Raw genomic sequence first — 15314 nt, forward strand, 5'->3', positions numbered from 1 at the left:
TGTCCATGCATCGCACAGTCTTCATGACCGCGGGCCTGCTTGCCGCGCTCCTCGCGAGCGCACCCGCGGCTGCCGCCGACAACGGAGTGACCGTGCTCGCGGCGCCCCCTGCGTCCAACGGGCAAATGCGGTTCCAGGTCGAGGTCACCGACCCCACCCTCCAGCAGGAGCTCCGGTCCAAAAGGGATCGCCAGGAGCGCTTCCGCGTCGCCGTGGAGCAGGCCGGCGCGCAGGTGAAGTCGGTGGACCGCATGGCCGACTCCCCGAAGGAGCGCCGCTACACGGTCCTGGCCTTTGATCAATCCAAGTCGTTCTCCACGTACTGGCCGCAAGCCTTCGAGCTCGCGAGGGCCTGGTCGGACGAGCTCGGCGCCCGGTCCCGCAATCACACCGTGGCGGTGATGACCTTCGGGAAGAACAAGTCCACCCACTGCGAGGAGACCACCGCCGCTGGGCTCCAGAACTGTCTGGCGCAAGTCGAGGCGCGAGGTACGGACCAGCTCGTCACCCGGCTCAAGTTCTACATCCAGGAGGCTGTGCGCGAGGCGGCTCGCAAGCAGCCCCTCTCGCGGGGGGGCTCGCGCGAGGTCATCGTCTTCACCGATGCCGGCGAGGAGTCGGCCGCGCTCAAGGTGAAGGACCTGGCCCGCGAGGCGCGCGAGCGGGGTGTGCGCATCCACGTGGTCGTCTTCAGCGGCCAGGGCGCCAGCAAGGGCATCGCGCAGCGGCTCGACGAGATGTCCCAGCTCGCTGAGGGCTCCGGCGGCCGTTACATCCAGGTGGGGGACGTCGATGCCCGGCAGGCCGTCACGGGGTTGGTGGGCGCGCTGGAGAACATCTACTGGCTGGACGTGGCCTTCTGCGGCGTGAAGCCGGGGCAGACCTCGGATCGGCTCTCCGTCGAGGTCCGCGGTCAGACCACTGCCTGGAGTGATTTCGTGGCCTTCCGGCAGCGGGCCGAGGGCTCCGCGACCGCCGCCTGCCCGAGCTCGGTCGTCATGGGCTCCTCCGCGGCCCAGTCTGGCACCGCGACCAGGCCCGGCACTTCCGGGTCCACGACCCAGCCTGGATCCACGCCGGGTACGGGTTCCCCGACACAACCGGGAGCGGCGACCGGCAGTCCTGGGACGGCGACGCAGCCCGGTGGCGCGGTGGGGACTCCCGGTGGCTCGACACAGCCCGGTGGCGCGACGGGCTCTCCCGGGACAGCGAGTGGCCCGGCGGGGGCTCCTGGCGCCAATGCGGCCCCGAGTGGGCTGCCCTGGTGGTTGCTGGCCCTTCTCATCGGCTTGGGTCTGCTCCTGCTGATCGCCCTCATCGTTCTGCTGACCCGGCGCCGCTCGGAGCCGGCCGCCGCTCCGGCCGCGAATCCCTCGCCGCCTGTGGCCGCGCAGCCCGCGCCACCTCCCGCGGCCGAGCCTCCTCCTGCGCAGGCCGAGCTTCCTCCGGCCGCGCCTGCCGTGTGGAAGGATCCCTTCGCCACACTGCCGGAGACGCGGTTGGTGGTGAGCAAGGGACCTCCCGGACTCGAGCCGTACTACCGGGTGCACAAGTCCACGTTCACCATTGGGGCTCGGCAGGGCGAGATGGATCTCGTCGTCAACCTGCCCCAGCTCAGTGGTCACCACGCGACCGTGCAGCTCTTCAAAGCGGGCAATGTCTTCATCAAGGACGAGCACTCCACCAATGGCACCTTCGTGGATGGGCGCCGCCTGAATCCGGGCGAGCGCGTCCAGGTGCGGCCCGGTCAGACCATCCGCCTGTCGCAGCACCTGGAACTCACCCTGGTGCAGCCCGGGCTCCAGGCCGCCGAGCCCTCCGCGGGAGTGCCCATTGCCGCGGCACCGCCCTCGGCTCCCGCAGCCGCCGAGCCTTCCGCCGAAGCCCCTCGGGCGAAGGCCAGGACCATCTACGCACCCGCAAGGGGAGATGACGAATGAGCCTCCCGCTCTACATCCATGGGAGTTCCGACGTCGGGCGCCAGCGCGCGCAGAACGAGGATTCCTTCCGTGTCGCCGCCCAGCCGGACGGCTCCCGGCTGCTCGTCGTCTGTGACGGCATGGGAGGCCACGAGGCCGGTGAGGTGGCCAGCCAGGTGGCCAGCGATCGTATCGTCGAGGTGATTGCCGCCAGCTCGCCCGACAACCCGCCGCGAGCCCTCTACCAGGCGTTCGTCGAGGCGAACCAGGCGGTGCTCGATGCCGCGCTTACCCGGGGCGCGCCGGGGATGGGGACCACGGGTGTCATCGCCTGGGTGACGAGCTCTCGCTGCTACGTGGGCTGGGTGGGTGACAGCCGCCTCTACCAGTTCCGCGCTGGCGGGCTGATTGACCGTACGAGGGATCACACGCGCGTCGCGCAGATGATCGCCCACGGCATCCTGACGGCCGAGGAGGCCCGGAACCATCCCGATGCGCACGTGCTCGTGCAGGCGCTGGGTGGAAGTCCGGGCGTGCAGAAGAGCTTCAAGCCCGAGGTGTGGACGGAGCCGCTGGAACTGCGCTCCGGCGACGTGATTCTGCTGTGCAGCGACGGGCTCTACGACTTCATCGAGGACCACGAGCTGTACCCGCTCATCGAGGGGCGCGACTACCAGGACGCGGTGACGCGGCTCATCCAGACGGCCAACGAGCGCGGTGGAGCCGACAACATCACGGTCATCCTGCTCGTGGCGGGACAGCCCGAGGTGCCGCGTACGGCGAAGGAGCCCCAGGAGGCCCGGCGGGAGACAATCCCGGATGGCATGCCGCTGCTCGCGCCCGCGCCCGTGCCCGTGCCCGTGTCTGAGCCCGTGGTGCAGGCTCCGCCAGTATCTGAGCCTCGGAGGCGGGAGTTTGTTGCTCCGGGGGTACCTGCAACTCCGGCCGTGGCCATGCCAGAGGCGAGCCCCGGGCGCAGGGTTCCCCTGTGGTGGCTGCTCGCGACGGGCATTCTGATGATGGGCGTGGGCATCGCCCTGGGGCTGGGGGCTGCCAACACGCCGGCACCCGAGCCCGCGCGGGGCACCTCTTCCCAGGTGGAGACCGATGCTGGAACCGGGGCACTGACTCCCGCGGCGGTGCAGGTTCCCGGGCCTCCCGCCAGCTCCGAGCAGGACGCGGGCGTCGCTCAGTCCGGGCCTCCCGAGGGGATGGGGACGCCTCACACCACTCCAGCACCGGCCCCGCCCGGTGGCTCACGTGTCACGGAATCCGGAGGGAAGTGATGCTCCGCGCGCTCGCGGCGCTGTTCGCCCTCGTGCCGCTCCTCTGGGCCCTGCCCGCTGGAGCGCAGAGCGGGGTGACCTACTGCGTTGGCGGGTATGAAGGGACTCCGCCGAACGTGGTGGCTGCATGTGACCAGCCCGCGGTGCGCGCGATGCACGCGAAGTGGCACTTTCACGACTGGGTCACCAACGGACGGGACTGCTTCGCCTGCTACGACGAGCAGGACAACACCTGCATCACGAAGTTCGTCAACAACAGTCAGGGCGTCTGGCAGCGCGGGAATGGGTACGACTGTGCGCGGCTCTACGGGGAGAGACACACCGCCGGCCTCGTGGTGGAGCACGTCATCAACGGCGAGCACGTCACTCCCCCCGCGCCGCCCCCGCAGATGCAGCTCGAGGCCCGGGTAGAGCGCATCTCCCCTGGCCCCTATACGGCTGGGGACAAGGTGACCGTGGTGGGCGCGGTCCGCGATGAGAGTGGGGCGCTGCGCCGCATCCTTGGCGGTACCTTCCGCGTCACCGATGCGAGCGGCCAGAGCACCGAGCACAAGGGCACCGTGCAGCCGGACGGCACCGTGTCGGCGGGGTTCTCGCTCCCTCCGTCGGACGCCGCCCGCATCGAGTTCATCCCCGAGGCGCCGCCCCTTGGCCAGAACGAGACGCTCCGCTCGGCGGCCTCCGAGGCCCAGCGCCTGAAGGTGGAGGTCTGCGGCTTCCGGGCGCGCGTGGTGCAGCCCACCGAGCACGAGGCGCTCGTCGCGGGACAGTCAGTCCCCTTGAGCGCGCGGCTCTTCGATGCGGCGGGACAGGTGCCAGTGGCCTCGCCGCCCGCGGGCCTCTCGCTGGAGTTCACCGTGCAGGTGGATGGAGAGACGCCCCAGGTGCTCCGCGCGGACAGCACGCTCTCGGCCACCTGGACTCCGCCCGCGTCCCCCAAGTCGCGTCAGGTACGTCTCAGCGCAGGTGGGCGTGCGGGCGAGCGCGTGGTGTGCCCCGTGGGGGAGGTCTCCGCCACGGTGAGTGACCTTGGGCTCGGCTTCGATACCTCGGAGCTGCCGGGCGCCTGCTACGTCGGGCTTCCCTGCCAGGGCACGGTGCGGCTCCTCCGCCCGGAGCCGGGACCGGCACGCCAGCAGGTGGACGCGCTGCTCGCGGACCCCAAGGTGGAGGCTCGCATGGTGGACACCGGCGACGAGCGCTACCGCGGACCGCCTCGGCCGGATGATCGCTACACGTTCTCCGCCACCTACAGCGAGCCCGGGAACGTGAGCTGGTCCATCGTGTTCCAGACGCCGCGAGGGCCCGTGTCCATGCCCGCGCACGAGGTGCGAGTCCGTCCTCCGCTGAAGCTGGAGCTGCCGGCGGAGCTGGATTTCGGCACCGTGGCCGCGGGCTCCTCCGTGACGACGGCCTGCCAGAAGCTCGACTTCAGCGGCTCCCAAGGCGCCGAGGAGCACCGCTGGGAGCTGCGTGCCGAGGGGCTCGGCGGTTGCCAGTCGCGCCCGGTGCTCCGCTTCCTCAATGCCTTGGGGCAGGCGGACACGCGTGGCCTGGAGCCCTCGCTGGGCATCGAGGCGTTGGATCCAAAGGATCGCCGGCTCGACATCTGCCTGGAGGTGCCTCGCTGTGCCGGGGAGGTGTCTCCGGACTCGGCCGTGCTGCGCGTGGTGCCGCTCACCTCCGAGTTCAAGGCCCAGGAGAAGACGGTGCGCCTGCGCTGGAAGGTCGAGGGTCAGGGCTTCCTCGGCTGCCATGGGGCATGGGTGTGGCCCGTCCTGGGACTGCTCGGCTTCGGATTGGTGATCGCCGGCTTCACCCAACCCGCGCGCTTCCCGCCCGGTGCCTCCATCCGCGTGGCCGGGAGCGAGCGCGGCATGCGCCAGTCCGCCGCCATCCTCCTGCAGGCGTGTCCTGGCAGCAGCCCCGGCTTCTATCGTGATGCCCGGCTGGGTTTGCACGGGGACGGCGAGGTGAATGGCCGCACCCGGAACGCGGTCATCCTCCTGAAGGCCACTCGGGGCTCGGGTGTGCTGCTGACGGGTCTGGGCCCCCTGGAGCAGCAGGATCGCCGCACCCTCCAATGGGAGCCGGTGGCGGACCTGGCGCAGGGCCATGTTCCTTCCCCTTCGGTGCTGTACCGGGCCGGGGGCACGTACTTCAAGGTGGAGCTCTAGATGACGCTCGCGCAACTCGTGCTGCCGCTGCTCCTCTCTGGAGCGGCGGGCGGTGGCAACGAGATCGTTCTCATCCTCGACAACTCCTGCTCCATGGGCGTGGAGTCCCGGGACGACACGGGCCGCCGGTATCCGCCCAACGACCCCGAGCGCGCCGCGGTACTCGGGACGCTCATCGTCGAAGGCCTGGCGCGAGGCTCGGCCGACCGTGTCGGAGTGCTGGCCTTCGGTGACAGCGAGCGAGACGCGCCCCGTCCGGCCCAGAATGCGGACGCCATCCGGGCGCTGCCCTATTCGCAGGGCACCTTCTACAAGCGCCCGCTGGAGGAGGCGGGAAACCGGTTACGGAGCTCGGCACTGCCGAACCGGCTGTTCCTCTTCTTCACGGATGGCGCCCCGCAGGACTTGAGGGACCCATCCGAGGGTCCTCGGGCACTTGGTGTCTCCGAGGGCGCCGACTTCGAGACGCTGGTCATCGGCCTCTTCGGGAGTGACGAGATACGCCAGACGGGCGAGCAGTTTCTCCGGCCGCTAGTGCGCAATCCGCAGGACCTGGTCTTCGTCCAGAAGCCGCGCGAGGTGATCGACGCCTTCACCCGTGGCTATGCCCGCGTGCTCGGCTCGAGGCCGGAGACGGGCTCGTTGTCGCCCGGCGAGTCGAAGACCTTCGAGGTGGGCAAGTACGTGGTGGAGGTGCTGGTGGCCACGGCGTCGGCTTCACCCGGGCCTGCGTACACCGCGAAGCTGGAGGGCCCCCAAGGCAGCGTTCCGGCCCAGGCCTCTGGAGACAATGGCTGCCCGCCGGGTGTCCGCTACGGGGGCGCGCCGAAGCTGTGCCAGCCGCCGCATCGCCACTATCAGGTCTTTCGCGCGCCCAACTCGCCGGACCAGCGCAGCCAGTGGACGCTGTCGCTGCCGAAGGGCTCGGGTGACATCGATTACGGACTCATCCTTCGTTACGACCTCGAGGCCTCGCTGGCGGTGCCGACGACGGCCCGGGTGGGGGAGCCGGTGCGGCTCGATGCGCGGTTGCTCTTCCGAGGGAAGACGTTCGACGACGAGTCCTTCTTCCAGGCGGACGGCTTCGCGGCCGTGGCCACGCTCGATGGCCAGGAGGTTCCGCTGCGTCACGAGGGGGGAGGGCGCTTCGTGGCGGACTGGACGCCCTCGCAGTTGTCTCAGGATGGCGCGCCCACGCCGGTGCAGGTGACGTTCCGCAACGCGTGGATGGAGCAGCGCGCGCGCCGGAACGTGCAGGTGGAGGGGTTCCTCGACCTCGCCCTGGTACCGAATCCCGCTTCGCTCGACCTCGGCCACTGGCGGGGAGAGCGCTCCGAGACGCGCCGGTGCGCCACGGTGGACCTGTCCCGTTCCACCAACGCGGACCGGGTTCCCATCACCTGTACTGCACAGGGCTCTGTGGAGCAGGGAGTGCTGAGCTGTGCTCCCGTGGCGGGCTCAGAGGCGGACCTGGGCAATGGCCGCAAGGGACAACCGCTCAAGTATGAAGTCTGCTTTGTCGCCGAGGGCTGCTGCGGCCAGTTGGCTCCCTCGGGGCTCGGGGTGCTTTTTTCCGCGACGCATCCGCATTACGCCGCCTCTGCCGTGACAGTCCCGACCGTGGTGAAGGTGGACGAGACGGGTTGGCTGCGCTGCTGGTGGCCATGGCTTGCATTGGCCGGGGGAATGCTTGGCTTTGGCTGGATTGTCGCGGGCTTCGTCCGGCCGCATGACTTCGACCCGGCGGCCAGCGTCTACGTAGCGGGCTCGGAGATGGGGCTCAAGCGGGCCTCGGCTCTCACGTTGCGCGAGACTCCCGGGGGGACTCGGGGGTTCTACCGCAACGCCCGGATGTGCCTGAACGCGGGAGGAGACTTCGTGCGCTCTCCGCGTGCGGCAGTGCTCGTCCTGGAGGCGGGGCCGGGTGGCTCCACGCGCTTCGTTACCGCCGCGGGACTTGAGCGCAAGGTGCAGCGCACCGGGAAGTGGGAGCCCGTGCCGGCAGAGGAACTGGCAATCGGATACACGCCGAATGTGGTGTACCGGGTGGGCAATCTCTATCTGAAGTGGAGCTGAGTGCTGCGGTCTCAGTCGAGGCTACCTGTGGTGTTGGCATGCCCAATCCCGCTGTTGGGTTCCTGACTCAGGGTCCGGGCGTCATAGCAGCGAACGGGCCTACGTGACAGAGTGGGTTCGGAAGACCGTTTGGCACACTCGGAGGCGGTAGCGCATGAGGCAGAAGGAGCCGATGTGGAGCGCTCTGTTTGTTGCCATCGTGGCGGCCGGTATTGGATGTGCTCACTCGCAACGACCGGAACCCCGAATCTACGTCATCTCCGAGGACGCTCACGGGGTTGGCACTGCTCTTGGAACTGGCGGCTCTGGCTTCCGTAACTGTGATGCGGAGCAGATTGAGTGTTACAATGATTGTTGGAACACCGAGCCTCTGCCATATCCATTCACGGAGAGGGATAAGGGTTGGGGCAAGCATTGCACCAGCACATGTCTCAAGCTGTATATGGAATGCGAGAAGGCAAACGAACAGAAGGCTCGGGAGCTGAAGTTCTCGCGTGTTGACGAAGCGATTGAGTGGATCAGGAATCATAAAGCCCAAGTGGCTCTTGGGACGGTCGTTGTCATCGCTGGCGTTGCCTTTGTCATCACGACAGGCGGTTCTGGTGCGCTGATTCTGGCTCCTCTTGCTCTCTAATTCGGTGCGCCAATGGCCTATAATTCGGATTTCGATGTTGAAGCGGTGATGAAGACGCTTGGCACCATCAGCGACAAGTTTCAGAAGGACTCACCGGAAGACGAGGCACTCCGGATCGCTGCGGTAGCTTTGCTCTATGTCCGCGACATCCAGAAGCTGGAGGAGTACCGCTCCTACTTCCGAGAGTTCGTCACGGGTAAGCCCATCATCGTTTCTCATTCATTCGCAACGAGAGAAGAAGCGGATGAATGGCTCACCAGTGGGAAGGCCACGGAGGGTGAGCTGGTCAGCATCGCGGGCCAGGGTTTCACGGCGCACCATCTGCCAAAGGGATGGAAGTTCCTCCGGGCGTATCTGCCGGAGGAACTGGACCCCCCTCCAGACAAGCCGGACCCCAAGTAGGAGCCTGCCTGCTCTCTGGGTGTGAGGGCCGTGTGCTACCCTGAGCCATCGCCGCGCTCGGTGGCCCCCGGAGGGGTCCTGGAGCGGGGGGCCGCTCGATGGGGAACCAACCCGAGATCGTTCGTCTTCGCGTCCTCTCCAAGGGGGAGGATTTGCGCGAGGTTTCCGCCTGGCGTATCGGTCCAGGCATCTACCTGACCGCCACCTCTCCCCTGCTGGGGCCCCAACCCGGCGACACGCGCCGGGTCGTGGTCCAGGGAGCGGGTCAGCCGAAGCAGGTGCTCGTCGTGGAGTCGGATGACGAGTCCAACCTGACGCTGCTGGCACCCGAGGTGGACGGGGCCCGGGACGGCGCGGGCGCAGGAAGCGCGGCCCTCAAGGTCGAAGTGCTGGATGCCTCAGGGGATACGGAGGATGCGTGGCCGCTGTTGGCGGATGAGCCAGCGGACATCTCGAACTGCGCCGTGCTCCTCTCCTCTGCGCACGAACGGCAGCGGGTGCTGGGCCGGCTCACCCTCAAGGGAGACTCCCTCGAGGTGATCACGAGCCCGGACTCCCCCGTGGAGACGCGCGAGCTGTTGGGCTGTCCCGTGCTTCACGGCGGCAAGGTCGTAGGGCTCGTGACCCAGCGGACGCGGACCGAGGGCATGGTGCTCGCCGTCACTGCTTCGACCATCCTCTCGCTCTGGCGGCGGCGGTGCGAGGCCGGGCCGCAGGACTGGCGGCAGCGGAGCTTTGTCTACGGAACCATCAAGCTGTTCATGGCCGCCGTTGGCGATCCGGGGGCCTGGACGCGGGAACTCGCTTCCGTGGACCCGCGCCTAAAGCCGGGATTCGGCGCGTATCAGCTCTCGCTGGCCCAGTCCCAGCAGACGCCGCTGCTCCTCTTCTTGCTGCGGTGCTTGTTGGGTCCGCTCGTCACGGTGCTCCTGTTCGATCTGTCTCTCGCGGGAGCGCTCCTGTACAACCCCGGGCTGTTCTCCACTGGCCTGCTGAACATCCTGTCGCAGCAACTCGTGATGAGCTTCTGCCTCGCGATCGTGGGAGCACTGGGGCTGAGTGTGCTCACGGGCGTGGGAGCCGCGGTCGGCGCGGCGACGGTGGGCGGGCTGGCGGGAGGCGTCGCCGTGCTCCTCACGCTCCCCATCCTGGAGAGCACCTGGAGCGTGGCGGGCATCACCGCGGGGAGTATGTGCGGGACGGCCTGTGGCGTGTTGTGGATGCAGCGGGCGGAGGTCCGGCGCAAGCCCACCCGGGGGCAGTTGCTGGCGGTGGGGTGGGGTGTGCTCGAGGGGTTGGTTCTCTTCGTCGCGCTGGGCCTCATCGGCCTGGAGTTCACCGGCGCCAGGCTGTCCTGGGGCGGAGAGCGGGAGAAGGCCATGGGAGCCGTTCTCGGTCTGCTGCTCGTGGCGCCGGGTCTGCTGGCGTTCTTCCTGCGGCGGCGGGAGGCGCCGGGGCAGTGGTTCGGCACCGTCCTGTTCGGTATGGCAGCGGTCTTCGCCTCGCTGGGCGTCATCCTGCATCCCATCCTGGTCAACCGTCAGCCGGAGAGCCTCATGTTCGGCGCTGCTGCGGGCGTGCTGACCGGAATCGGCCTGTGCGGCACCTTCAGCCTGATGCACGCGCTGGCGGAGAACTTCGGCGCGGGACCCTGGAGCGACGCGGCTCCCTTGCTGGGTACCTGCCTCTTGCTGCCACTGGTGTTCCTCTCCTTCGCGGGGACTGAGGGGGTGTCCCTGGCCCGTTTGGGCGGGTGCCTGCTCAGCAGCGGTCTGCTGAGCTTCGTGTTGATGATCGCCCGCCAATGGGTACCAGTACCGGCGCGTTACGTCGGCGCCGGGCAGCGCCGCTCGGGGGTCGGGGTGGAGCCGGGTCCGTGAGGTCCCCCGAGTTGTAAAGCTGTGATCTCGCTAGGGGACTCTGCTTCGGCCTCACCGGAATGACTCGACGACAAAGGCAGATGCGACGGAAGCATTGAGGATGGCGGTTCCGGGCTTCGACTCGGGGCGCTTCCTGAGTTGGCCATCGCCAAGCCGGGCCACGGCGCAGATGGGCAGTTTGTCCCCGTCCAGTGGATGGGCCTCGTAGTACCGGATGACCACCTGTGGCCCCCCCGTCCAGACCCACCCGTACAAGCGGGCTGGCGCCTCGATTGTTCCGAGGTCGTCCTGCAAGACGCTCTCGATTGGCCCGTCATAGAGCGTGATAGGCCAAGCCCCCATCTGGTTCGCATCAAGTTCCACGAGGGCCGCGTCCCCGACATGCAACTTCAGATACCGCATGATTTCGAGCGCCTTCGCTGGGCATGCCTCCGGGCCTGGGGTGCCATCTGGGCGCAGGGCTACGCCACCTGGCGTCGTGGTGCACCCGAAGGGAGCAAGGAGTACGATTGCAGAGCAGAAGAGAATCACCTTCGTCGTGGGCATGAGCGCCGCTCCTGATTAACGAATGAGGCGGCGGTCCAACAAAATGGCCACCTGCTGGAGCCCATCGCCTCGAAATATCTCTAGAGTCAAGTCAACAAGGCCCTCTTGCGAGACAAAGGCGCTCTTGTCCGCTACGACCGCGAGAGAGCCTGACGCGCCAGGGATGATCTCGGATGGATTCATCCGGAGTGCGAACGCTCTGGCTGTGCGCGAGCTCAAGTCAGCGCTCAGCCGGGTCTCCCCAAGAGTCCAGGGCTCATTGGAGTAGGTGTTGGTGAGGTTGACCAGGACCGCGGCTTTTCCTTTCCCCGAGAAGAGCTTGATCACCATGTGCGTGTCTCCATCCTTGAGGGTGATGGTCTTCTCCAGGCGAAAGGGCGCCGCTTTTACCGCGCCATTGGCCAGAAGCGTGGCGTAGGCGTGGTCAACCGAGTTCTCCTCTTTGCGGTGACGTTCGTTCTTCTCGCGGAGCTCACGTGCATCCTCGAGGGCTCGATACAGAGATGAGAGCACCGCATCGTACCCTTCGCGGCTCTCGAACACGTTCACCTGCTGGTCTACCTGTCGGTTGCCATAGGACTGCTGGCGCGCGGTCACGATGAATGGGAGTTCCGTCCCATCCTTGAGCGTCACCTGGAGCAGGAATCGATCGCTCGGCGTGAGATCGCGCAGTGGGTACAGGAGCACGAACCTGTCGTGGCAGATCAAGGGCTCGAAGTGCCCCTTCCATCCCAGCATGTTCGTCCGCTCGGGATCGCAGTCCTTCTCCAATCGGAGGAGAGTCGCGGTCTGGCCGCCGACGTACACCTTGGGGGCCTCGCTCCTCGGATGCTCCGAGAGGATGAGGGTCCGCGCTGTGGGCTCGCAGACCTCGGGAACGGCCTCGGATGCTACGAGGACGAGGAGCAGGGGAAACCGGAAAAGTAGTGGATGGTGCATGGGGCGACATAACCTAACAGGACATGTCGCGAAGGACCACATGCAGTGAGTCCCTCCTTTGCTCATGGGGTACCGGAGATGCTCCTGGCCTAGTCCGCCGACTCCGTTCGCGAGAGCGACTCTCGGTGCAATCGCCTCGGCTGCCGTGCGTTATCCCTCGACCCATGCCCCCGACGTGTCGTGCTATATCGGACACGTACTCTCTACATGCATGACGCGGAGGGGGAGCCTTGGGGCTGCTCGCGACGGAGAAGTTCAACCCGACCTTGTTCGTGGGTCTCGGTGGTAACGGCGGGAAGATCGTCCAGTTGCTCGCCGGCCGGTTGCGCCGCCATCCCAACTGGGAGCGCATCAAGTCGATGACCCATTTCGTGGGCATCGACACCAACAAGGATGACCTGGACAAGCTCAAGGACATCCCGGTGGAGAACCGCTTCCTCATCTCCGCCTTCGACGCGCGCGCCTACATCGAGCGCAAGCGCGGCCAGCGCGAGCTCCAGGAGGACAAGCTCGTCACCCAGTGGGTCCCCTCCACCTACCAGTTCCGCTCTACTCAGGGCGCTGGCGCCGGGCAGATCCGCATGGAGAGCCGCCTGCGCCTCTACTACAACCTCGAGGAGGACCGGCGCGGCATCCGCAAGGCCCTCCAGAAGCTGCTCGACGAGTCCACTCGCCGCGAGAACCCCTGGCGCGACAACGAGAACCGCGTTGTGCGCGTGATGCTCTACGGCTCGGTGGCTGGTGGCACTGGCTCGGGTGGCTTCCTGCCCATGGCCTACCTGCTGCGGCGCATGGTGCTCGACGCGGGCTGGGGCCGCCCCAATGTCACGGGCGTGCTCACCCTGCCCACCGCCTTCCTCGACAAGGTGAAGCCCCAGCTCCACCCGGACATCCTCGCCAACGGCTACTCCGCCCTCAAGGAGCTGGAGTACCTCAACCGTCAGCTCGACTACTCGGGCGGCTCGGGGGAGATCGAGCTCCACTACGACCCGGGCAGCCAGGACCGCGACCGTCAGGTCGTCGCCGAGCGCCCCTTCACGCTCACCTACCTCATCGATCGGCCCGACCAGCTCTCCATCGAGAAGTACGAGAACGCGGTGGCCGATGCCTGCTACCTGCAGATCTTCTCGCCGCTGCTCGGTGCGCAGGCCGGTGAGTACGACAACTACGAGAAGCACCAGAAGAAGCTCGCGCTGGGCCACTTCTCCGTGCACTACGGCTCGTTCGGCACCGCGCTGCTGCAACTGCCCCGCCGCGACATCCTCAAGTACGCGGGCCTGCGCTACGTGGCGAGCGCCTTCCGGCAGTTCCTCTGCTTCGGCGCGGACCACCCGGACTTCCAGGTGCCCTATGGCGATCCGGCCTTCCAGCGGCTGGAGCCCAACGAGAAGAACCGCCGCATCGACGAGAAGTTCAAGGGCTACGTGGCCTTCCGCGCCTCCGACGAGGAGCGCCGCGACGAGAAGGGCCAGTTCTACGGAATCCAGCAGCAGATCGGTAAGGGCGGGAAGAACCTGGGCGAGGCCTTCCGCGAGAAGCTGGAGGCCATCTTCGGCAGGCTGGACGAGCAGATCGACATCCCGGATGTGGAGAAGCAGTCCATCAATCCGGGCAACCCGTCGCTGAGCCGGGCCATCGCGGTGCTGCGGCGGGCCAAGGACGAGTCGCGCGCCCGCGTGTGCGGCGAGTACCTCGAGGCCCAGCGCGGCGACGTGCGCACCGGCCGCTTCTTCGAGTCCTTCTTCAAGGAGTACGAGGTCAACCCCATCGCCCAGCGGCTCTTCCTCGTCCGCCTGCTGGAGCAGTCCTTCATCGTCCCCTTCAAGGACCCGGAGGAGGGTGCCTACCTCAAGGCCGAGGGTGTGCCGCCCGACCTGGACAGCCCCGAGCTGCGCCAGGAGATTGCCCGGCTCGACTCGGAGATGACGAAGCAGGCGCAGCCCGGCTTCTTCCAGAGCATCACGGACCGGGACAACAAGGCCTTCGCCGCCGCCAAGCTGCGTGCGGTGGCCAAGGTGGAGAGCTGGGCCAACGAGTTCCGCGACGAGATCAAGCGCTTCTTCTGGAAGTCCTTCGAGAGCGAGCTGCGCAAGGACGCCGAGGCCCGGCTGGAGTCCTTCCGCAAGGTGGCTCAGGTGGCCGACGAGCGCGCACGTGACGCCGAGTCCCAGGCCGAGCGCTTCCGCAAGGACCCCGCCGCCGTGGACGCGGGCTCGGACGTGGCCCAGTACTACCTGGACGCCGAGGTGCTCCGCGACGACCGGCGCCGCGAGCGGCTGTGGAAGGAGTTCTACAGCCACAAGCTCGACAGCGACGCCAACTTCCGCGTGGCCGACATCTTCGACTCCGTCACCGAGGCCTTCACTCCGGTGAGAGACCCGAGCGGTCAGCTCCGCGCCCGCGACGCCAACGAGATCGTCCAGCACGTGCGCGGCAAGCTGGAGACCCAGGCCCTGCAGGTCTACGGCCGCGTGATGGAGGAGATGGGGCTCGATCTGTCCACGGGGTTGGATCTCGAGCAGCGCTATATCGCCCTGCACAAGGCCGGCAAGGACCTGGAGGAGCTGCGCCGCAAGGGCAAGCTGGAGGACGAGCTGCGCGCCGTGTCCGCCACCGAGGTGCGCCGTGGCATCGAGGATCGGCTCAAGCGCCTGTCCGACGAGTGCGTGCTGCTGGCCCATATCGACGCCACGCGCCGCGATGACCCCACGGTGACGCCCGCGGACGTCTTCTACGCCGGCCTGCACGACAAGTACGCCAGTGACGAGGAGGGCTCGCTCTGGAGCGTCCTCAAGGGCGTGGTGTCCGGTACCAACCGCGTGGCGGGCTGGGAGGAGCGCGACTCGCTGGTGCTCTACCGCGCGCTGCTCGGCGTCCCCGTGTACTGGTTCAAGAACGTCCAGTCCGACCTGTACTCTGGCTACAAGCGCGTGCGCGACGACAAGAACCGCACCTACCCGCTGCACATCGAGGCGGTGTGGGAGTCCTCGCCGGGCCTGCCGGACCTGGACCCCGTGGAGCTCAAGCGCGCCGAGGAGCGCCGCACCGTCGAGCGCTCCGCCCAGGCCACGCGCGAGGCTCGTGAGTCCCGCCTCCGCGCCTTCACCCTGTGCGCGCTGTTTGGTGGCATCTCTCGCGACGAAGAGGGCTACCACTGGAGCTTTGCTGGCACGAAGAACAAGCTGGCGCCGGACCGGGTGCGCGCCTTTGACGCCTTCGAGGCCTTGGATCCCGTGCTCCGTGGGGACCTGGAGAAGAACGCCCGCGACTCGTGGGTGACCGCGACGGTGGAGCGGCCCTCGCGCAGCAAGCTGCTGGAGGAGGTGCAGGCCCACCAGCGCCGCCTCACCGAGGCCTATGCGCGCGCCGTCTCGGAGCAGAAGGATGCCGAGCGCCGCTTCCTCCAGGATGAGCGCACCGTGGTGGAGGCGCTCGCCGCCGAGCTGAGGAGCTAG

10 protein-coding genes are annotated in these 15314 nt (G+C 67.6%); 8 read left to right on the top strand and 2 right to left on the bottom strand.

The annotated features are described in order from the left end of the window. Positions 1 to 5: 5 nt before the first annotated feature. The 7 genes from OV287_RS16860 to OV287_RS16890 all read left to right on the top strand — a co-directional run bounded on the left by OV287_RS16860 (position 6) and on the right by OV287_RS16890 (position 10374). The gene (locus OV287_RS16860; RefSeq protein WP_267535054.1) at positions 6 to 1940 is read left to right on the top strand and encodes an FHA domain-containing protein; all 1935 of its coding nucleotides are present in this window, start codon (positions 6 to 8) and stop codon (positions 1938 to 1940) included. Continuing rightward, positions 1937 to 3205: a PP2C family protein-serine/threonine phosphatase gene (locus tag OV287_RS16865; RefSeq protein WP_267535055.1), complete on the top strand. Its 1269-nt coding sequence runs from the start codon at positions 1937 to 1939 to the stop codon at positions 3203 to 3205. Before OV287_RS16860 ends, OV287_RS16865 begins: the two co-directional genes overlap by 4 nt. Continuing rightward, positions 3205 to 5382, top strand: a complete 2178-nt coding sequence (locus OV287_RS16870) for a hypothetical protein (protein ID WP_267535056.1) — start codon at positions 3205 to 3207, stop codon at positions 5380 to 5382. The genes OV287_RS16865 and OV287_RS16870 overlap by 1 nt, the downstream gene beginning before the upstream one ends. Then, a complete protein-coding gene (locus OV287_RS16875; protein WP_267535057.1) occupies positions 5383 to 7458 on the top strand; it encodes a vWA domain-containing protein in 2076 nt (691 codons plus the stop codon). Between the two features lie 154 nt (positions 7459 to 7612). Further along, complete coding sequence (locus tag OV287_RS16880) at positions 7613 to 8092, top strand: hypothetical protein (protein WP_267535058.1); 480 nt, start codon at positions 7613 to 7615, stop codon at positions 8090 to 8092. Between the two features lie 12 nt (positions 8093 to 8104). Then, positions 8105 to 8494: a hypothetical protein gene (locus OV287_RS16885; RefSeq protein ID WP_267535059.1), complete on the top strand. Its 390-nt coding sequence runs from the start codon at positions 8105 to 8107 to the stop codon at positions 8492 to 8494. 98 nt (positions 8495 to 8592) lie between these two features. After that, positions 8593 to 10374 carry a hypothetical protein gene (locus OV287_RS16890; protein ID WP_267535060.1) on the top strand — a complete coding sequence of 594 codons (1782 nt, stop codon included), beginning with the start codon at positions 8593 to 8595 and terminating at the stop codon, positions 10372 to 10374. Positions 10375 to 10425: 51 nt separating this feature from the next. Here OV287_RS16890 and OV287_RS16895 read toward each other — a convergent pair whose 3' ends face one another. Together OV287_RS16895 and OV287_RS16900 are read right to left on the bottom strand one after the other, a co-directional pair. After that, a complete protein-coding gene (locus OV287_RS16895) occupies positions 10426 to 10920 on the bottom strand; it encodes a serine/threonine protein kinase (RefSeq protein WP_267535061.1) in 495 nt (164 codons plus the stop codon). Positions 10921 to 10935: 15 nt separating this feature from the next. Then, positions 10936 to 11859, bottom strand: a complete 924-nt coding sequence (locus OV287_RS16900) for a DUF2381 family protein (protein ID WP_267535062.1) — start codon at positions 11857 to 11859, stop codon at positions 10936 to 10938. A 230-nt stretch (positions 11860 to 12089) separates the two neighbouring features. Between OV287_RS16900 and OV287_RS16905 the strand changes: the two genes are divergently transcribed. Further along, positions 12090 to 15314, top strand: coding sequence for a tubulin-like doman-containing protein (locus tag OV287_RS16905; RefSeq protein ID WP_267535063.1), 3225 nt, complete (start codon positions 12090 to 12092; stop codon positions 15312 to 15314).

Source organism: Archangium lansingense (genome assembly GCF_026626635.1).
Classification (GTDB): Bacteria; Myxococcota; Myxococcia; order Myxococcales; family Myxococcaceae; genus Archangium; species Archangium lansingense.